The sequence below is a fragment of the Nocardia sp. alder85J genome, assembly GCF_020176955.2.
Taxonomy (GTDB): Bacteria; Actinomycetota; Actinomycetes; order Mycobacteriales; family Mycobacteriaceae; genus Nocardia.
Map to the genome: position 1 here is coordinate 246,363 of NZ_JAIUCZ020000012.1, position 22,788 is coordinate 269,150.

Genomic DNA, 22,788 nt, shown 5'->3' on the forward strand with positions numbered 1-22,788 from the left:
CCTACGCGGCGCTGCTGGCCCGATTGTCGGGCAGCACCGATATCGCCGTCGGCGCCCCGATCGCGGGTCGTGGTGACGCGCTGCTCGAGGATGTCGTCGGCATGTTCGTCAACACCCTGGTGCTGCGCACCCGGGTGCATCCGGAGCAGCGGTTCGGCGCCCTGCTGGCCGGCGTGCGCGCTGCGGACGTCGCCGCCTTCTCGCATGCCGACGTACCGTTCGAAATGCTGGTGGAGGCACTGAATCCGCAGCGCTCGACCGCCCGCCATCCGCTGGTGCAGGTCGGGCTGTCGTTCCAGAACCACGAGCGGACGGTGCCGCGACTACCCGGGCTGACGGTATCCGAATACGAATGGGACACCGGCACCGCGCAATTCGATCTGCACCTGTTCGCCGTCGATCACTACACCGACACCGGCGAGGCGGCCGGCATGGAGCTGGCGCTGGGCTACGCCACCGACCTGTTCAGCGCGGCGACCGCCCAGCGGATCGCGGAGCAGCTGGCGCGAGTGCTGGAGACGATCGCCGGCGGCGAGGATCCGGTGATCGGCGACCTGGATCTGCTGGGGCCGCGGCAGACCGCGCTGCTGCGTACCTGGAACGACACCGCGCACCCGGTCGCCCCGGTGACCCTGCCCGAGCTGTTCGCGCGGCAGGTGCGGAGGTCACCGGAGGCGGTGGCCCTGCTCGACGGGACCGACGAGTCCGGAATCCGGCTCACGTACGCCGAACTCGACGGGCGGGTCAACCGGCTGGCCCGCTATCTGATCGCCATCGGAGTGCGTCCGGAATCGACTGTCGCCCTGCTGTTGCGGCGATCAATCGATCTGGTGGTCGCGATGTACGCGGTCGCCGCGGCGGGTGGCGCCTACGTGCCGATCGATCCGGATCATCCGGCCGAGCGGATCGCGGCCGTCCTCGCCGCCGCCCGGCCGGTGTGCCTGCTCGGCACCGATGACGCTGTCGCGGTGCACGATTCGGCCGAAACGGCCGGCATCCGGCTCGATCGGCTGGAGCTGTCCGGATATTCGGCGGCGCCGGTACGCGACGGCGACCGGCCAGGTCCGCTGTGGCCCGCGCACACCGCCTATCTGATCTTCACCTCCGGCTCGACCGGCACACCGAAGGGCGTGGCCGTCCCGCACAGCGCCGTCGTCAATCAATTGTGCTGGCTGCGGGACGAATTCACGATGAGCGCGGACGACCGGGTGTTGCTCAAGACGCCCGCCACCTTCGACCTGTCGGTGTGGGAGTTCTGGTCGGCGCTCACCTGCGGCGGCAGCCTGGTGGTCACCGCGCCGGGTGCCGAACGTGACCCGGAATTGTTGTGCGACACGATGAATCGATACGGCGTGACGGTGCTGCACACGGTGCCGTCGTTGCTGACGATGCTGCTGGTCGCGGCGCGGCCGTTGCCGCCGACGCTGCGGGCGGTACTCGCCATCGGCGAGGCGCTGCCCCCGGCGACCGCCGCCGAATTCCGCGGCCGCAGTGCGGCACGGTTGTTCAATCTCTACGGCCCCACCGAGACGGCGGTCTCGATCACCTCCTACGAGGTGCGCGCGGATCACGAGCACACCGTGCCGATCGGCGGGCCGGTCCGTAACAGCCGGGTCCAGGTGCTGGACGGCCGGTTGCGGCCGGTGCCGATCGGGGTGCCCGGCGAGCTGTACCTGTCCGGGGACCAGCTCGCCACCGGCTACCGGGATCGGCCCGCGACGACCGCGGCGCGGTTCGTCGCCGACCCCTCCGGCAGCGGCGACCGGATGTACCGCTCCGGCGATATCGTCCGGTGGCGGGCCGACGGCGCCCTGGAATACCTGGACCGGGCCGACTTCCAGGTGAAGATCGGCGGATTCCGGATCGAGCTCGGCGACGTGGAGGCCGCGCTGCTGCGCCTGCCCGGTGTCACCGCCGCCGTGGCGGTGGTGCGCGACGGCAGCCGGCTGGTCGCGTATGCCGCGGTACCGGAATCGAATTCGAGCACCGAGGCGGCGCTGGCCCGCGGATTGGCCGGGGAACTACCGAGATATCTGCTGCCGTCGGCGATCGTGGTCGTGGACGCCCTGCCGCTCACCGCGAACGGCAAGGTGGATCGCGGCCGGTTGCCCGATCCGCCGCGTCCGGAGACGGTGTACCGCGCCCCGGTGTCACCGGCCCAGCGCGCGGTGGCGGCTGGATTCGCCGAACTGCTCGGCCTCGCCGAGCCCGGACTAGACGACGATTTCTTCCGGCTCGGCGGCAATTCGCTGCTGGCCACCCGGCTCGCCGCACGCCTGGGCACCCGGCTGCGGGTGCGCCTGCCCGTCGCCGCGGTGTTCGAGGCGCCGACGGTGGACCAGCTGGCCCGCTGGGCCGAATCGGCCGACGCGGCCGTCGACCGGCCGCCGCTGCGCCGCCGCGACAGCCACGCGCCGGCTCCGCTGTCCCCGGCCCAGGCCCGGATGTGGGTACTGAACCGCCTCGATCCCGGCTCCGCCGCCTACAACGTCCCGGTCGCCCTGCGCCTGTCCGGCACGGTCGACCTCGCGGCGCTGGACGCCGCGATCCGGGATGTGCTGCACCGCCACGAATCCCTGCGCACCCGGTATCCCGACACCGGCGCCGGCCCGGTGCAGGAGGTGCTGTCCGTCGCCGACACGCTGCCGCCGCTGCATCCGATCTCGGTGGGCCGCAGTGAGATTCCGGCCCGCGTCGGTGCACTGGCCGCCGCGGGCTTCGACGTCACCGCCGCCCCGCCACTGCGGTCCGCGCTGTGGCGTTCCGCCCCGGGCGAATACGTCCTGGCGCTGGTCGTGCACCACATCAGCGGGGACGGCTTCTCGCTGGCGCCGCTGACGGCCGACCTGATCACCGCCTACACCGCCCGGCTCGGCGGCGCCGCACCCGGCTGGACGGAGCTGCCGGTGCAGTACGCCGATTACAGTGTCTGGCAGCACGAGATGCTCGGCGCCGACACCGATCCGGACAGCCTCGCGGCCGATCAGCTGGCCTACTGGGTCCGCCGGCTCGGCGAGGCGCCCGACCTGCTGCCGCTGCCCACCGACCGGCCCCGGCCCGCCCGCCGCGACATGCGCGGTGCGACGGTGACTTCCGGTGTGGACGCGGACCTCGGCGGTCGGCTCGCGGCGCTGGCGGACCGGCACGGCGCCACGCTGTTCACGGTGCTGCACACCGCCTTCGCGATACTGCTGGCGAAATCGGCGGGCACCCGGGAGGTCACGATCGGGGTGCCGGTGTCCGGCCGCGGCGAACGGGAGCTGGACGGCCTCATCGGCATGTTCGTCAATACCGTCGCGCTGCACAGTGACATCGACCCGCGGCAGCGTTTCGACGCGCTGCTGCGCCGGGTCCGGGACGAGGATCTCGCCGCGTTCGGCCGGGCCGACGTGCCCTTCGATCGGGTGGTGGAGGCCCTCGGCCGGGCCCGGACCGGTAGCCACACCCCGATCTTCCAGGTGCTGTTCAGCTTCGCGCACCGCCGGCCGGGGCGCGTCGAACTACCCGGCGCCACCGTCGACGTGCTCGACGTGGCGATGCCGGAGGCCAAGTACGACCTCCAGCTCACCGTCGCCGAGCGTCCGGCCGACGCCGGGCTGGAGCTGCGATTCGACTATGCCACCGATATTTTCGACGAGGTCACGGTGCGCCGGTACGCGGCGCGGCTGCTGACCGTGCTGGCCGCGGTGGCGGCCGATCCGGAGCTCACCGTCCGGGCCGTCGACATCCGCACCGACGAGGAACGGCGCCGGCCCGGCCCGCCCGCCGATCCGCTGCCACCGGACGTGGCGGCGCTGCCGGAGTTGATCGCGGCGGCCGCCGCGATCGCCCCGGACACCCTCGCCGTCTCACATGCCGGGCGCGACCTCGGATTCGGCGAACTGCACGGCAAACTCGACGCCGTCACGCGGGCGATGGGTGGCGCGGCCACGCCCGTGGCACTGGTCAACATCGCGCTCGCCGGGCTGCTGCCCGGTATCCAGGCCGCCGTCGGCGCCGCCGGACTCGCGGAACTCCTGCACACCCTGGGCGATCGCGCCCGGGGCTTGATCGCCTCGGAAGGAAGTCACTGATGTCCCAGGCAGATTCGGTTGCCCCGTTCCGTTCCGCCGATCGGGCGGCACTGCGCGACGCCTACGGCATCGCCGACCTTCCGGACCTGATCGAGACCGTGGCCGACCTGGCACCGGGCCGCACGGCTGTCCGGCACGCGGACACCACGATCGACTACGTGACCCTGGCCGGGGAACTGGCCACGCTCGCCGCCGCGACCGGCGGCGTGCTCACCCCCGATGCGCTGGTTCAACTCGCGGTCGCGAATCTGGCGCCGGGCCTGCTGGATTCGACCTCCGGTGCGCTCGCCGCCGCGCTGGACGAACTGCTGGAGGATGCGCTCGACACCGCCGCCGGGGTGCTGTCGCCCGGTCTGGCGCCGCCGGACACCCTGGCGACCCTGTTCGCGGAGCAGGTGCGGTGCACCCCCGACGCGCCGGCCGTGGAATTCCGCGGCCGCACCCTGACCTACGCCGAATTCGACCGGCGCGCCGAACATCTCGCCCGACGGCTGGTCGCGCTCGGGGTCGGCCCGGACCGGCTGGTGGGTATCGCCGTGCGGCGGTCGATCGAGTTGCTGCTCGGCATCTACGCCGTGCACAAGGCGGGCGGCGCCTACGTCCCGCTGGATGTGGACCATCCGGCCGAACGCCTGGAATACGTGCTGGACGTGGCCGCACCGGTCCTGCTGCTCACCACGACCGCCGATCGGCCGGCCTTCGATCCGGGCGTCCCGGTGCTGTGTGTCGACGAGATCGACAGGGCAGCAACGGATACCGCACCGGTGCCGGAGGACGGCCTGCGGCCGGTGGCCCGTCCGGACCACCTGGCCTACGTCCTGTTCACCTCGGGCTCGACCGGACGGCCGAAGGGTGTGGCGGTCTCGCACCGGTCGATCGTCGCCAACCTGCGCTGGCGGCAGCGGCGCTACCCGCTGCACGACGGCGACACCGTGCTCCAGAAGACGCCGGTCACCTTCGACGTCTCGGTCTGGGAACTGTTCTGGCCGTTGCAGATCGGCGCACGACTGGTGATCGCGGAGCCGGACGGGCATCGCGACCCGGGCTATCTGCGCACCGCGATCGCCGGGAACCGGATCACCGTGGCGCATTTCGTGCCGTCCATGCTGGCCGAATTCGTCACGGCCGTCGCGGCCGCCGGTGGGGAGGCCGATCTCGACCCGCTGCGGCTGGTGTTCGCCTCCGGTGAGGCGCTGCCCGCCGCGACCGCCGCGGCCTTCCGCGACGTCAGCGGGGCCGCCCTGCACAATCTGTACGGGCCCACCGAAGCCGCGGTCGATGTGACCGGGCACGAGGTGACGGCTGCCGACGTGGCCGCGGTCCCCATCGGGACGGCAGCCGACGACACCGAGTTGCTCGTCCTCGACGACGCGTTGCGGCCGGTGCCCGACGGCGTGGTCGGCGAACTGTATCTGGCCGGAGTTCAGCTGGCCCGTGGCTATCTCACGCGCCCGGTGCTGACCGCGGAACGCTTCGTCGCCGCCCCGGACGGAGCGCCCGGCGACCGGATGTATCGCACCGGCGATCTGGTGCGCCGGCTGCCCGCCACGCACGGCGGTCCCCGCGCGCTGGAATATCTGGGCCGCACCGACTTCCAGGTGAAGCTGCGCGGACTGCGGATCGAACTCGGCGAGGTGGAGGCCGCGCTGCTGCGGCACGAGCAGATCCGGCAGGCCGCGGTCACCCTGCACCGCCGGGCCTCCGGTGACCACCTCATCGGCTACGTGGTCGCGGAGGTGGGTCTGGACACCCTGGCCGTGCTCGACGACGTGCGCCGCCGGCTCCCGTCGTACATGGTGCCCTCGCAACTGCTGGTGCTCGATCGAATGCCGTTGAATGCCAACGGGAAACTGGATCGCAGGGCGCTGCCCGAGCCCGAGTTCGGCAGTGGGCCGGCCGAATACCTGGCCCCCGCCACCGAGGCGGAGCGCGCGGTCGCCGGCATCTTCGCCGAACTGCTCGGCGTCGAGCAGGTGAGCGCCGACGCGGACTTCTTCCTGCTGGGCGGCAATTCGCTGATCGCCACCCGCGCCATCGCCCGCATCGGGTCGGCGCTGGGCCTCGTGATCGACGTCCGCGACTTCTTCGACCGGCCGACCCCGGCGGCCCTGGCCGCGCTGTCCGGCCGCGGCGGCCGGACGCCCGTGACGGCCGGGCCGCGCCCGCACCGGCTGCCGCTGTCCCCGGCACAGCGCCGCATGTGGTTCCTGAACCGGCTGGCGTGCAGCGGATTTACCGAGTCCGATCCCGCCGCAGGTGCATACGACTCCGCCGGCAGCGCATATGACCTCGGCACGGGCGCATCCGACACCGCCACCGGTGCATCCGATCCGGCCATGGGCGGATTCGATCCGGCGGCGGTGGACAACATCCCGGTGGCGCTGCGGCTGCGCGGCGACCTCGACCCGGACGCGCTGACCGCCGCGGTGGCCGCCGTCCTCGCCCGCCACGAGGTGCTGCGGACGAGCTATCCGCAGGATGCCGACGGCGCCCGCCAGGAGATACGGCCGGGCGCCGCCGTGGCGCTGGAGCCGGTGACCGTGAGCGATCCCGCCGCGGCGGTACAGGTGCTCGCCGCGACGGGATTCGACGTGACGACCGCGGCTCCGATCCGGATCACGCTGTTGCGCAGCGGCCCTCGGGACCACACCCTGGTGCTGGTCGTGCATCACATTGCCGCCGATGGCATGTCGATGGGCCTGCTGCTGCGCGATCTGGTCGCCGCCTACCGGGCGCACCGCCTCGGCACGGTCCCGGACTGGCCGCCGCTGCCGTTGCAGTACGCCGACTACGCCATATGGCAGCAACACTGGCTGGGCGACGACACCGATCCGAGTTCCGAGGCCGCTCGCCAGATCGCCTTCTGGCGGGCCGAACTCGCGGAACTGCCCGCCCAACTCGACCTGCCCGCCGATCGCCCGCGCCCCCGGGAGTCCACCCATCGCGGCGGCGTCGTCGAATTCGAACTCGACGGCGCGCTGCGGGCCGCGATCGACCGGCTGGCCGGTCGGCATCGCGCGACGCCGTTCATGGTGCTGCACGCCGCGCTCGCGGCGTTGCTGGCCCGGCTGTCCGGCACCACCGACATCGCCGTCGGTTCCCCCGACGCCGGTCGCGGCGACCCCGCCCTGGACGACCTGGTCGGTATGTTCGTCAACACCCTGGTGCTGCGCACCCGCGTGGCCGGGCGGCGTTCCTTCGCCGAACTGATCGCCGATACCCGCGAGACCGCGGTGCGGGCCTTCGCACATCGGGACGTGCCGTTCGAGCGGATAGTGGAAGTGCTGGACCCGCCGCGCTCCCGGGCCCGGCATCCGCTGTTCCAGGTGGCGCTGTTCCTCCAGAATCTGGCGCCCGTCGCACCCGAATTCCCGGAGCTGGCCGCCGAATTCGTCGAGGCGGCGACCGTCGTCGCGAAGTTCGATCTGCAACTGACGGTCTCGGAGCCACCGGCCGGTGCGGGCTATCGCGCCGAATTCACCTATGCCACCGACCTGTTCGACGCGCCGACCGTGCAGCAGTTCGCGGCCAAGCTGATCCGCCTGCTCACGGCGGTGACCGCCGATCCGGACCGCCCGATCGGCGATGTGCCGCTGCTGGATCCGGGCGAGCTGGACTACGTCACCGAGAGCTGGAACGCCAGCGGGCACCGGGTGACCGACCGCCTGCTGCACGAGGGTTTCGACGCCCAGGTGCGGCGCACCCCGGACGCTCGCGCCCTGGTCGCCGGTGACCTCGAGCTGACCTACGCCGAACTGTCGGACCGGGTGAACCGGCTCGCGCGCCGGCTCGTCGAACGCGGTGTCGGCCCGGAAACCCTGGTGGTCCTTGCCCTGCCGCGCTCGGTCGAACTCGTGGTCGCGCTGTACGCGGTGCTGCGTGCCGGCGGCGCCTACGTGCCCGTCGATCCGGGCCATCCGGCCGAGCGGATCCGCCATGTGCTCGAAACCGCCCGCCCCCGGCTGGTGCTGACCGCACCGGGCACGCAACTGCCCGCGCTGCCCGACACCCCGATCGAGGAACTGGACGAGCAGGCCCTCGTGGCATATTCGGCCGCCCGGCTCCGGGACGGCGAACTGCGCGCGCCGCTGCATCTCGATCATCCCGCCTATGTGCTGTTCACCTCCGGCTCGACCGGGCGGCCGAAGGGCGTCGCCGTCAGCCATCGGGCCATCGCGAACCAGATGGCCTGGATGCAGGACGAATACGCACTGCATCCGGGGGATGTCTATCTCCAGAAGACGGCCACCACCTTCGACGTCTCGCTGTGGGGCTGGTTCCTGCCGCTGCGGGCCGGTGCGACGCTGGTGCTGGCCGGCCCCGACGGGCATCGCGATCCGCGGCACCTCGCCGAACTGACCGCGCGGCACCGGGTCACCGTCACCGATTTCGTGCCGTCGGTGCTCGCGGTGTTCGCCGCGCACGCCCGGCCGGGCGAATTGCGTTCGCTGCGCGACATCTTCGTGATCGGCGAGGCGTTCCCGCCGGAGACGGCGGCCGCGGTGCGCGCGGTGTGCGGGGCGCGGCTGCACAACCTGTACGGGCCGACCGAGGCCGCGGTGTCGATCACCTACCGCGAGGTCACCGCCGCCGACACCCGGGTGGTGCCGATCGGCGAACCGGAGTGGAACAGCCGCGCCTACGTGCTCGACGCCCGGCTGCATCCGGCCGGGATCGGGGTGCCCGGCGAGTTGTACCTCGGCGGTGCGCAATTGGCGCGCGGCTATCACGGCCGCCCGGACCTGACCGCCGATCGGTTCGTCGCCGATCCGTTCTCGGCGCACGGCGAACGCCTGTATCGCACCGGTGATCTGGCCCGCTGGACCGCCGACGGCGAGCTGGAATACCTCGGGCGCACCGATTTCCAGGTGAAGTTCCGCGGGCAGCGTCTCGAACTCGGCGAGATCGAGGTGGCGCTGCTGGCCGGTCCGGGCGTCGGCCAGGCGGCCGCGCGGGTGATCGGCGCCGAATCCGGTGACCTGCTGGCCGCCTACGTGGTGCCGGTGCCGGGCCACGACCTGGACCTGGACCTGTTGCGCGCCATCGTGGCCGGCCGACTGCCGTCCGGCCTGGTCCCGGCGACCGTCACGGTGCTGACCGCATTGCCGCTGAACAGCAGCGGGAAGCTCGACCGGGGCGCACTGCCGCTCCCGCGGCTGACCACCGCCCCGTACCGGGCGCCTCGCACGGCGACCGAAGTCGCGGTGGCGCAGGTGTTCTCGGAGGTGCTGCGACGCGAGCCGATCGGGCGCGACGACGACTTCTTCACCCTCGGCGGCAATTCGCTGGCCGCCACCCAGGTCACCGCCCGGCTGGGCCGCGCGCTGGGGGCGACGGTCCCGGTGCGTGCGCTGTTCGAGGCGTCGACGGTCGCCGGGCTGGCCGCCGCCGTCGCCGATGCCGCGCCCGCCCGCCGAGCGCTGACGAAACAGGCTCGGCCCGAGCCGATTCCGCTGTCGATGGCACAGCAGCGGATGTGGTTCCTGAACCGCTTCGAGATCGGCGGCCGGGCCGATGCCGCGGCGGCGTACCACATCCCGCTCGCGGTCCGGCTCAGCGGCGAGCTGGACATCGCGGCGCTGCGCCGCGCGGTCGCCGACGTGGTGGCGCGGCACGAGGTGCTGCGCACCTCCTATCCGGATCGCGACGGGATACCCCGGCAGCTGATCCACGCCGAGGCCGAGGTGGTTCCGGAGATCCCCGTCGAGACGACCACGACGGCGGCACTGCCGCAACGCATCATGCGGCTGATCGCGGCCGGATTCGACGTGACGCTCGAGATACCGCTGCGGATCGGGCTGTTCGAGCTCGGCCCGGACGACCATGTGCTGGTCCTGGTCGCCCACCACATCGCCGCCGACGGCTGGTCGACCGGCCCGCTCACCCGCGATCTGATGACGGCGTACGCCGCCAGGTCGGCCGGTGCGGCCCCCGGCTGGCCCGGACTGCCGGTGCAGTATGCCGATTACGCGATCTGGCAGCACGAGGTGCTCGGCGCCGAGGACGACGCGGACAGTGTGATCGCCGCGCAGGTGGCGTTCTGGCGGGCCGAATTGACCGGGGTGCCGGATGAACTGGTGCTGCCCGTGGACCGGCCCCGCCCGGCGCGGCCCTCGTTCGCGGGCGACCGGGTCCGCTGTGTCCTACCGGCCGAGGTCCGGGACGGCTTGCAGCGCTTGGCCGCCGAACAGCAGGCGACGCTGTTCATGACCCTGCACGCGGCACTCGCGGTACTGCTGTCGCGGGTGGCCGCCACCGAGGACGTGGTGGTGGGCTCCGCGGTCGCCGGCCGTGGCGAGGCCGAACTCGACGATCTGGTCGGCATGTTCGTCAACAGCCTGGTGCTGCGGACCCGGGTGCCCGCCGCGGCGACCTTCCGGGAGGTGCTGGCGGCGGTGAAGTCCGCGGACCTGCGGGCATTCGCCCATGCCGATCTGCCGTTCGAGCGCCTGGTCGAAGTGCTGGACGTGCCGCGCTCCACCGCGCGCCACCCGCTGTTCCAGGTGGCGCTGGCGGTCGACGACCTGCCGCTGCCCGCGTTCGAACTGCCCGGAATGACCGCCGGACCGGTCGATCTCGCGGCCGGCGCCACCAAAGTGGATCTGTTCCTCACCGTTCGGACCGCGGGCCCGGAGCCCGTCGCCGAATTCACCTATGCCCGGGACCTGTTCGACGCCCGCACGATCGAGGCCCTGGCCGCGCGCTTCCTGCGCCTGCTCGGTGGCATCGTCGCCGAACCCGATGTGCCGGTGGGGGATCTGCGGCTGATCGAGACCGCGGAATATCGGGCACTGACAACAGATCGCGCCGCGGGCCCGCGTGCGGGCGCGCTGCTGCCGGACCTGCTCACCCGCGGCCTGCTCGCCGGGCGGGACCGGATCGCGATCCGATCCGAGGGCCGTTCCCTGGGCTACGGCGAACTCGACGAGGCGTCGTCACGGCTGGCCCGGGTGCTGATCGGGCGCGGGGTCGGCCCGGAACGGCTGGTGGCGGTCGCACTGCCGCGCTCGGCCGAACTGGTCACGGCGGTGCTGGCCATCGCGAAGGCCGGTGGCGCGCACGTGCCGATCGACCCGACCCATCCGGCGGATCGACTGCGGCACCTGGTCACCGATGCCGCGGCGGTACTCGGCCTGACCACGGCCGCCTGGGCCGACCGGCTGCCCGACGAGGTGCCGTGGCTGGTGCTCGACGACCCGGAGACCCGGCAGCAGTGCGCCGCCGCGGCGGCGACGCCGATCGGCGACGCGGAGCGGCTGTCGCCGGTGCGGCCCACCCACCCGGCCTACGTGCTCTACACGTCGGGTTCCACCGGAACACCCAAGGGCGTCACCGTGACTCACACCGGTCTGGCGGCGCTGGCGGACTACGCCCTGACCACCTACCGGCTGCGGCCCGGTCACCGATTTCTGCAATTGTGTTCGCCGAGTTTCGATCCCTCGGTGCTGGAATGGATTTCGGCGTTGTCCTCGGGTGCGACGCTGGTGATCGTGCCGCCGCGCATCGTCGGCGGTCCGGAACTGGCCGCACTGCTGCGCGACGAGGCGGTCACCCATGCGATCTTCACCCCGGCGGTGCTGAGCACCGTCGATCCGCAGGGCCAGGGGCAACTGGAGGTCGCCATCGTCGGCGGCGATGTCACCACCCCGGAACTGCTGGCGAAATGGCATGCCGGACGACGATATCTGAACACCTACGGGCCGACCGAGGCGACGATCGCGGTATCCAGCGCACAGCTGACCCCGGGCCGTCCGCTGACCATCGGTACCCCGCTGCCCGGGGTCACCGCGCTGGTCCTCGACGCCCGCCTGCATCCGGCGCCGATCGGCGTGGCCGGGGAACTGTACGTGGCCGGATCCGGTGTGGCGCGGGGCTATCGGAACCGTCCCGGCCTGACCGCCGAGCGATTCGTCCCCGATCCGTGGGGGGCGCCCGGCGCTCGGATGTACCGCACCGGTGACGTGGTCCGCTGGATCGAGCACGACGGCCGTCGCGAGCTGGAGTACGTCGGCCGCACCGATTTCCAGGTCAAGATCCGTGGCGTCCGCATCGAACTCGGCGAGATCGACGCGGTGCTGGCCGCGCATCCCGGCGTCGACTTCGTCACCACGCTCGGCCGCGAACACGCTTCGGGCGACACGATTCTCGTGTCCTATGTGCTGCCCCGGCCGGGTGGCGCACCGCAGCCGGAGGAGCTCACCGAATTCGCCGCGCGCAGTCTGCCGTCGCATCTGGTCCCGTCGGCGATCGTGATCCTGGACAAGATTCCGCTGACCCCGGTGGGCAAGCTGGATCGCCGGGCCCTGCCGGAGCCGGTGGTGACGACGGCCGAGTACCGGCCGCCGGTCGGCGCGGCGCAGACGCTGGTGGCCGCGATCTTCGCGGCGGTGCTGGCGGTGGAACGCGTCGGCGCCGACGACGATTTCTTCCTGCTGGGCGGCAATTCGCTGTCCGCGACCCAGGTGTCGGCGCGGCTGGCCCGCGCGACCGGTGCGGTGGTGCCGGTGCGGACCGTGTTCGACGCCTCGACGGTGCGAGCGCTCGCCACCCGGATCACGGTGCCGGACAATGCCGATGCGCGACAGCGCGCACTGCCGGCACTGGCCCGGGCACCGCGCGACCGGGCCGTCCCGGTGTCGATCGCCCAGCAACGGCTGTGGTTCCTCAACCGGTTCGAGGCCGGCGGTGCGGGATACAGCATCCCCTTCGCCCTGCGGCTGACCGGTGCGCTGGATGTCGCCGTACTGCGGGCGGCGCTCGGCGACGTGATCGCCCGGCACGAGACGCTGCGCACCCGGTATCCGGAACGCGGCGGCGAGGCGGTGCAGGAGATCCTCACGGCCGGAACATATTCCGTTCCGCTGACGGAGGCGGCCGTGGCCACCGCGGAACTGCCCGCGGTGTTCGAGGCGACGGTGCGCCGCGGCTTCGACGTCACCGCCGAGGTGCCGTTGCGGATGGTGCTGGTGCGGCCGACCGATGCGGATCGGGTGCACATCCTGCTCGTCGTCGTGCACCACATCGCCGCGGACGGCTGGTCGGCCGGGCCGCTGACCCGCGATCTGGCCGTCGCCTACGCCGCGCGCAGCGCCGGAACCACACCCGGCTGGACCGAACTGCCGATCCAGTACGCCGATTTCGCGATCTGGCAGCGGGCGGCACTGGGCCGCGCCGACGATCCGGGTTCGATTCTGGCGGCGCAACTGGCACATTGGACCGACACCCTGCGCGGTCTGCCCGAGGTCCTGGAGTTGCCGTCGGATCGGCCGCGCCCCCCTGTGGCCTCGCAGCGCGCCGGTGCGGTGAGCGGACGGCTCGATCCCCGGCTGCATCGCGCACTGCTCACGCTGGCCGAGACCCACCGGGTGACGCCGTTCATGGTGCTGCACGGTGCGCTGGCCCTGCTGCTGGCGCGGTTGTCCGGCACCGGCGACATCGTGATCGGTACCCCGGTGGCCGGCCGCGGCGAGGAGGCCCTCGACGATCTGGTCGGCATGTTCGTCAACACCCTGGTGTTGCGCACCGGGATCCGGCCCGGGGCGACCGTGGCCGAACTGCTGAAGTTGGTGCGCGAGACCGATCTCGCGGCCTTCGACCATGCGGCGCTGCCGTTCGAGCAGGTGGTGGAGGCGGTGAATCCCGTTCGCTCCCGGGCTCATGCGCCGCTGTACCAGGTGATGCTGACGCTCCAGAACCAGGCGGCGGTCGATCTGCGCCTGCCCGGCCTGGCCCTCGAACTCGTCGACGCCGCGATCGCGCCCATCGACCTGGATCTGGACTGGACGCTGGCGGCCGCACACGACGATTCCGGCGCTCCCGCCGGAATCGACATCCATCTGCACTATGCGGCCGACCTGTTCGACCCGGCCACCGCCACCGGCTTCCTCACGATGTTCGAGCGGGTACTGACCGCCATGGTGGCCGACACCCGCACGGCGACCGCCGATGTGGCGCTGCTGGGCGCGGACGAGCGCCGGGTGCTGCTGCGGGATCGCAATGCCACGGACCGGGTGCTCGCGCCGGAAACCCTGGCGGATCTGCTGAATCGGCGCGCGGCCGCCACCCCGGCGGCCCCGGCGCTGATCTTCGAGGGTGCGACCGTCACCTACGGTGACCTCGACGCCCGATCGAATCGGCTGGCCCGGCACCTGATCCGGGCGGGCGTCGGCCCCGACACCATCGTGGGTCTCGCGGCCGCGCGTGGCATCGACATGGTGGTCGCCGTCCATGCGATCGTGAAGGCCGGTGGCGCTTACCTGCCGATCGATCTCGACCATCCCGCCGAGCGGGTGGCGCGCACCCTGGCCGCCGCCGGGGTGACCCTGACGCTCACCACCGGAGCTTCGGAAATCACGCTGCCGCAGCATATCCGCCGGATCGACGCGGGCGATCCGATCGTCGCGGAACTGCCCGGCACCGCCGTGCTCGACGCCGATCGGATCCGGACGCTGCGGCCGGGCAACCTCGCGTACGTGTTGTTCACCTCCGGCTCCACCGGCCTGCCGAAGGGTGTCGCGACCGACCACCGCGCGATCGTGAACCAATTGCGCTGGCTGGAACACCGATACGCGGTGACCGCCGGCGACCGGATCATGCAGCGCGCCCCGCTGACCTTCGACGTCTCGGTGTGGGAGTGCTTCCTGCCCGCCGTCGCCGGTGCGCCGCTGGTGCTCCCGCGTCCCGGTGGCCACCTCGATCTCGGCTACCTGGCCGATCTGATCGCCGAACATCGGATCACCATCGCCGAGCACGTGCCGTCGGTGCTGGCCGCGCTGATCGCCGAGGGCCGTGGCCCGGTCCTGCGCTCGTTCCGTCACCTGCACACCGGCGGTGAGGCACTGACGCCGGAATTGCGTTCCGCGCTACGGGAATTGGCGGGCGGTGCGGTGCACAACGCGTATGGGCCCACGGAGGCGGCGATCTCCACCGTCTTCCACGAATTCACCGATGCCGACAGCGAATACGAGGTCGCCATCGGCCGTCCCTGCTGGAACACCCGCGCGTACGTGCTGGACGACCGGCTGCACCCGGTGCCCACCGGCGTCACAGGCGAGTTGTATCTCGCCGGAACGCAATTGGCCCGCGGATATCAGGGTCAGGGCGCGCTCACCGGCGAGCGGTTCGTGGCCGACCCGTTCGGAGCCCCCGGCACCCGCATGTACCGCACCGGTGACCTGGCCCGCTGGAACGCCGCCGGGGACATCGTGTATCTGGGCCGCAACGATTTCCAGGTGAAGTTGCGCGGCCAGCGGATCGAACTCGGTGAGATCGAGGCGGCGCTGACCGGTACGCCCGGCGTCGCCAACGCGGCCGTGCTGGTCGCCCGCGACCGCGCGGGCACCGACGCCCTGGTCGGATACGTCACGGGCACGGGACTGTCCGCCGCCGCCGTGCTCGACTCGCTGCGGGATCGGCTGCCGTCGGCGATGATCCCCGCCCACATCGCGGTGCTCGACGCCATGCCGCTGACCACGGTCGGCAAACTGGATCGCGCCGCCCTGCCGCCGGTCGAATTCACCGCTGCGACCGTGCGGTTCCGCGCGCCGCGAGCGGGCGCGGAAACGGTGCTGGCGGCGCTGGTCACCGATCTGCTGGTGGCGGACGCACCGGTCGGTGCGGACGACGACTTCTTCGGGCGCGGCGGGAATTCCCTGCTCGCGATGCGGCTGGTGGCACGGGCGAATGCCGTACTCGGCTGCGCGCTGACCGTGCGTGAGGTGTTCGAGGCGCCGACGGTGGCCGGGCTGGCCGCCCGCGCCGTACCGGGCGCGGACCGGCTCACCGGCCCGCGCGTGGTGGCCCGGCCCGCGCGTATTCCGTTGTCGGCGGCCCAGACCCGGATGTGGCTGCTGAACCGGCTCGACCCGGATTCGGCCGTCTACAACATCCCGATCACCATGCGGCTGACCGGTGCGCTGGACCCGGTCGCGTTGCGGGCGGCGATCACCGACGTGATCGCCCGGCACGAGACGCTGCGGACCCGCTATCCGGCCGATGACGAGGGCCCGGCCCAGGTGGTGCTGCCGGTGACCGAGGTGGCGCCCGGGATCGTCGAGGTCGTGCCGGTCACCGCGGCCGCCCTGCCGGATGCGGTCGCCGCCGCCGCGGCCGGTGGTTTCGATCTGCGGAACCAGGCGCCACTGCGGATCCGGTTGTTCCGGATCGCGGCCGACGACCATGTGCTGGTCGTGGTGGTGCATCACATTGCCGCGGACGGCGTCTCGGCCGGGCCGCTGGCCCGCGATCTGATGGTCGCCTACGCCGCCCGCGCCGCGGGTGCGGCGCCCGGCTGGCCGGCGCTGCCGGTGCAGTACGCCGATTTCACGCTGTGGCAGCACGAGACGCTCGGCGAGCGGACGGCCGCGGGGTCGGTGCTGTCCCGGCAACTCGCCCACTGGCGGACCGAACTGGCCGGTGCGCCGCCGGTGCTGGAACTGCCGGTTGACCGGCCCCGGCCGGCCGTCGCCTCCGGCCGGGGCGCGGCCGTCGATGTCGACATCGACGCCGACACGACCCGCGCCGTCGCGGAACTGGCACGGCGGCACGGGGTGTCGCCGTTCATGGTGGTGCACGCCGCCTTCGCCGCGCTGCTGTCCCGGCTGACCGGCGCCGCCGACATCGTCGTCGGCACGCCGATCGCCGGCCGGGCCGCCGCCGAACTCGACGATCTGGTCGGCATGTTCGTCAATACCCTGGTCCTGCGCACTCCGGTCCGGTCCGGCGACACCGTCGCCGAACTGCTGGCCGACGTGCGCGAGGCCGACGTACGCGCCTTCGCGCATGCCGACGTGCCCTTCGAGATGCTCATGGACGAGCTCGATCTGGTGCGCTCCCAAGCGCATTCGCCGATCGTGCAGGTGCTGCTGACCTACGAGCACCGCGACGACACGGTGCTGGAGCTGCCGGGGCTGGCGGTCACGGGATACGAATTGCCCATCAGTACAGCACAATTCGATCTCTCGCTGGCGCTGACCGAACGCGTCACCGGCGCGGGCACGGTGCTGCGCGGTGTGCTGGGCTATGCCACCGACCTGTTCGACCCGGCCACCGTCACCGTGTTCGCGACCCGGTTCCGCCGGGTGCTGGCCGCCGCGGTCGCGGACGCCTCGATCACCGTCGGCGACATCGACCTGTTCGATCCCGCCGAACGACTGCTGGTGCTGGCGAACCGGAACGCCACGGCCTACGACGTGGACCGGCTGGTGCTCGGCAAGGCCGCCGGGAACCGGGAACTCACGCTCGCGTCGATGTTCGCCGATCGGGCGCACCGCGATCCGGCGGCCGTGGCCCTCACCTTCGAGGGGACGGAACTGTCCTACGGCGAGTTCGCCGCGCGGGTGAATCGCCTGGCCCGGCACCTGATCGGGATGGGGGTAGGCCCGGAGACGCTGGTGGCGTTGCACATTCGCCGATCGGTGGAGCTGGTGGTCGCCATGTACGCGGTGACCGTCGCCGGGGGCGGCTATGTGCCGCTGGATCCCGATCATCCGGCCGACCGCACCCGCTACGTGCTCGCGGTCGCCGACCCGGTGTGCGTGCTGACCACCGCCGCCGATGCGGCCGAACTCGGCGTGCCCACGCTGCGCGTCGACGAACTCGACCTGTCGGGGGTCGGCGCGGATCCGGTGCCGGACACCGAACGCCGGGCCCCGTTGCGCGGCGGCAACACCGCCTACGTGATCTTCACCTCCGGCTCCACCGGCCGCCCCAAGGGCGTCGCCGTCACCCACCGGGCGATCGTCAACCGCCTGGTGTGGATGCAGGACGAGTACGTCCTCGAGGAGGACGACGTGGTGTTGCAGAAGACACCCGCCACCTTCGACGTCTCGGTGTGGGAGTTCTTCTGGCCGTTGCAGATCGGCGCGCGCCTGGTGCTCGCCGCGCCGGACGGGCATCGGGATCCCCGCTATCTGGCCGAACTGATCGCCGCCGAGCACGTCACCACGGTCCATTTCGTGCCGTCGATGCTGGCGGTGTTCCTCGCGGACGAGACGGCTGCGCGGTGCCCGAGCCTGCGCCACGTGTTCTGTTCCGGTGAGGCGCTGCCCGCGGCGGTGGCGCGGCGGTTGCTGGCCACCGGCGACGCGCAGGTACACAACCTGTACGGCCCCACCGAGGCCGCGGTGGACGTCACCAGCCACGAGGTGACCGCCGCCGACACGGTCTCGATCCCGATCGGCCGCCCGGTCTTCAACACCCGGGTCTACGTCCTGGACGCGCGCCTACGGCCGGTGCCACCGGGCGTACCGGGCGAGTTGTACCTGGCCGGTGCGCAATTGGCGCGCGGCTACGTCGCGCGCCCGGACATCACCGCGGACCGGTTCGTCGCGGATCCGTTCGGCGCCGGCGATCGGCTCTACCGCACCGGCGATCTGGTGAAGTGGACCCCGGCAGGCGATCTGGAGTACCTGGGCCGCACCGATTTCCAGGTGAAGCTGCGCGGCCTGCGCATCGAACTGGGCGAGATCGAATCCGTGCTCACCGCACTGGATTCCGTGGCCCAGGCCGCGGTCGTGGTGCACACCGACCCGCACACCGGCGAACAGCCGGTCGCCTACCTGGTGCCCGTGGCGGGCGCGGAGATCGACGTCGACGCGATCACGGCCGCGGCCGCCGAGCGGCTTCCGGCCTATATGGTCCCGGCGGTGGTGACCGTGCTCGACCGGCTGCCGCTGAACAGCTCCGGCAAACTGGATCGCCGCGCGCTGCCCGCACCGATGTTCCGGGCCAGGCGATTCCGCGCGCCGGGCACCCCGGCCGAGTCGGCGGTCGCCGCCGTCTTCGCGGACCTGCTCGGCCGCGACCGGGTCGGCGCCGACGACGACTTCTTCGAATCGGGCGGCAATTCGCTGCTGGCCACCCGGGCCGCCGCACGGCTGGCCGCGGCCTGGGACGCCGACGTCCCACCTCGAATGTTGTTCGAGCACAGCACCGTTGCCGCACTGGCGCGGGCGGTGGCCGAGCGGGTCGGCACCGCCACCGCGCCGCCGCTGGTCGCGCGGCCGCGTGCGGGGCTGGAGCCGTTGTCGCCCGCGCAGCAACGGTTGTGGTTCCTCAACCGCTTCGACCCCGAGGGCCTCGCACACCACATCGCGGTGGTGCTGCGGCTGCGTGGCGCGCTGGACACCGCCGCCCTGGCGGCGGCCTGGGCCGATGTCGTGGCCCGGCACGAGTCCCTGCGCACGCTGTATCCCGAGATCGACGGCGAGGGCCACCAGCGCATCGGGACCACCGCGGTGGCGCTGACCGGCCTCGCCGGTCCGGACGAGATACCCGAATTCCTTTCCGCGCCTTTCGATGTCACCGCCGCGGCGCCGGTGCGGATCGGGCTGGCGCCGGTGGCCGCCGAGGAACATCTGCTCGCGCTGGTGATCCACCACATCGCCGCCGACGGCTTCTCACTGGGACCGCTGGCCCGCGATCTGGCGGTCGCCTATGCGGCCCGCCGCGCCGGCACCGCCCCCGGGCAGCCGGAATTGGCGGTGCAGTACGCCGATTACGCGCACTGGCAGCGCGCGCTGCTCGGCGCCGAGGCCGATCCGGTCTCGCTCGCGGCCACCCAGTTGGAGTTCTGGCGCAGGCAATTGCACGGGCTCCCTGCCGAACTCGTGCTGCCCGCCGATCGGCCCCGGCCGGACACCCCCTCCCATGCCGTCGCGAGCGTCGCGGTCCCGGTTCCACCGGGGCTGCTCGCGGCGCTGGCGGAACTCGGGAGCCGGGGTGAGGCCACCCCGTTCATGGTGATGCAGGCCGCGTTCGCGGCCCTGCTCGCACGCTGGAGCGGCGTCGCCGACATCGCGGTCGGGACCGCCGTGGCGGGCCGGGGGCGACCGGAACTGGACGAGCTCGTCGGCATGTTCGTGAACACGGTGGTGCTGCGCACCCGCGTCGACGCCGCCGAATCGTTCGAGGCGCTGGTGGATCGGGTCCGCTCCGGCGCCCTCGACGCCTTCGCCCACGCCGACATCCCCTTCGAACGACTGGTGGAGGCCCTCGATCCGCCCCGATCGACCGGCGGGCATCCGCTCGTCCAGGTGCTGCTGGTCTTCCAGAATCTGGCGCCGATCACGCTGGAACTACCGGGCCTGACGGTCTCCGAGACCGGCCTCGAGGTGCCGTCCGGCCAGTTCGACCTGCAACTGACCGTGACCGGCGACGACCTCCGATTCATTTACGCCACCGATCTTTTCGACGCGCCGACCATCGAGACGCTGGCGGCCCGCCTGGTCCGGTTGCTGACGGCGGTGACCGCCGATCCGGCCCGCCCCGTCGGTGACGCCGACCTGTTCGCCGCCGGTGAGCGGGCCCGGCTGCGGGCCCTGGGCGCCGGCCCCCGCCACGACGTGTTCGCGGCGGAACTCGCCCCGGACGAGTTCGAGGCACAAGCGGTCAGTACGCCGGAACGGGTCGCGGTCCGGTACGCCGACCGCACCGATCTCACCTACGCCGAACTCGACGCCCGATCGAATCAGCTTGCCCGATTGCTCATCTCGCAGGGCGTCGGCCCGGAGACCGCGGTGCGGCCGCAGGTCGGCACCGGGCCGGAACTGGCCGTCGCGGTCTACGCCGTGCTGAAAGCCGGTGCCGCCGTGGTGCTCCCCGGCGACGGCCGGGCGACGGCCCGGGCGCTGACCCTCGACGTCGTCGCCACCGCGGACGGGATCGCGCTGGGCGCGGTCGATCTCGCGCGATTCTCCTCGGAGCCGATCGGTGACGCCGACCGGCTGACCACCTTGTACCCCGGCCATCCCGCGCTGGTGCTGCCCGCCGATACGGATACCGGACCCGCCACCATCGTGACTCACGCCGCTCTGGTCGATCAGTTGGCCTGGTGGCAACGCGAATTCGAGCTCGGCGGGTCCGACGTTCAACTGATCCACCCGGACTCGCCCCTGGGCCTGCTCGCGGTGCTGCGAGTGGGCGGCACCGTCGTACTGACCGCTGACACCTCACCGTGGAGCGACCGCGCCGCACTGGCGGCCGTGATCGCGGAACATGCCGTGACGGTGCTGGAGCTACCGTCCGACCTGGCCGGGATCGTCGCCACCGATGACCCGGCGGTATACGCCTCGCTGCGCCGCGTGATCCTCACCGGCACACCGCTCGCCGAGCCCCCCGTGACCGAATTCCTCGTCGACGCCGTCTATTCGCCGCCGGAAGCGGCGGCCGCCCTGACCCGCCGCCTCGGCAGCGACCACCTGCACGGTGATGACCTGCTGCGTCGCGGTGAACCCCGGCACGCTGGTGGCCACCTGCATGGCGGTGATCATCGTGCCGGCGGTGACCATCTGCGTGACGGTGCACCCCGGCCCGGTGGTGACCATGTGCGTGCCGCCGATCGTCGGCTCGACGATGACCACCGTCATCGCGGCGGTTTCCGGCGTGGCAGTGACAGTCTGCGTGGCGGCGACAAGGGACACGTCGGTGCGCACGGATATGGCGGTGCGGCATTGGGCGTCCCGGTCCGCAACAGTCGCGCGTATGTGCTGGACGACCGCCTGCACCCGACCTTGCCCGGTGCGGCAGGTGAACTGTATGTGGCCGGTGACCGAGTGGCGCGCGGCTATCAGGACGGTCCCGGCGTCACCGCGCAGCGCTTCCTGCCCGACCCGTTCGGCCCGCCCGGGGCGCGCATGTTCCGCACCGGGGATCGGGTGCGGTGGCAGAGCGTCAGCGGCACCACGGAATTGGTGACCGTGGCACCCGCCGCGAGCGAGCGGATCGGTGGTGACCGGGCCGCGTCGGCCACGGGCTACCGCGCGCCGGGCACCCGGCTGGAACGGACCGTCGCCGAGGTGTTCCGCGAGGTGCTGGGCCGGGCGCGGGTCGGCGCGGCCGACGACTTCTTCGCCCTGGGCGGGAACTCGCTGGTGGCCACCAGGGTCGCCGCCCGGCTCGGTGATCGGCTCGGCCGGCGCGTGCCGGTCCGGCAGCTGTTCGGCACTCCGGTGGTGCGCGAGCTCGCCGCCGCGCTCGCCGCCGACAGTGCCACCGCGACACCGTATTCCGGCATGCCGCTGCCGGTCGGCGCACGGCCGCAGCGGATTCCGCTGTCGCCGGTGCAGCAGGCGATGTGGCTGGTGAACCGGGTCGACCCGGCCTCACCGGCGCACAACATCCCGGTCGCCGTGCGCATCCTCGGCGAGCTCGACCACGACGCGATGCGCGCCGCCTTCCTCGACGTCGTCAGCCGGCACGAGCCGTTGCGCACCCGGTATCCCGCCGACGCCGATGGCGTCCCGCATCAGCTGATCCTGCCGCCCGCGTGGGTGTCGGACCGGTTCGGCGTGGAAACCACTGCGGCCGTGCCGGATCGGCTCGCCACGTACATCGCCACGGGCTTCGACGTGACCGGCGAGGTCCCGGTGCGCGCGGTGCTGCTGCGGGAGTCGGCGGACGCGCACGTCCTCGTGGTGGTGCTGCACCACATCGCCGCCGACGGTCTGTCGATGCCTCCGCTGCTGCGGGATCTGATCACGGCCTATGTCGCGCGCCGGGACGGGGTGGCGCCCGCCTGGGCGCCGCTGCCGGTGCAGTACGCCGACCACGCCGTCTGGCAGCACCGGAACCTGGCCGCCGACGCCGAGACACAGCTGGCCTACTGGCGTGCGGCCCTGCGGGATCTGCCCGGCGATCCGGCGCTGCCGACCACCCGGCCCCGGCCGGCGGTCGCCTCGAAGCGCGGCGCGACCGTCCGCGGCCGGTTGGGCGACGA

At 72.3% G+C, this 22,788-nt stretch carries 2 protein-coding genes (both running past the window's edge); both read left to right on the top strand.

The genetic code is table 11. The features are described from left to right. Positions 1-4,073, top strand: partial view of a non-ribosomal peptide synthase/polyketide synthase gene (locus LBW94_RS36535; RefSeq protein WP_225058438.1) — the 3' end only. Its footprint begins 13,861 nt before the window's first position; the window shows 4,073 of its 17,934 coding nt (coding positions 13,862-17,934); its start codon lies off the left edge, out of view; the stop codon is at positions 4,071-4,073. Beyond that, positions 4,073-22,788, top strand: partial view of a non-ribosomal peptide synthetase gene (locus LBW94_RS36540; protein ID WP_225058354.1) — the 5' portion only. Its footprint extends 6,526 nt past the window's final position; only the first 18,716 of its 25,242 coding nucleotides appear in the window; it begins with the start codon at positions 4,073-4,075; the stop codon falls past the right edge of the window. Before LBW94_RS36535 ends, LBW94_RS36540 begins: the two co-directional genes overlap by 1 nt.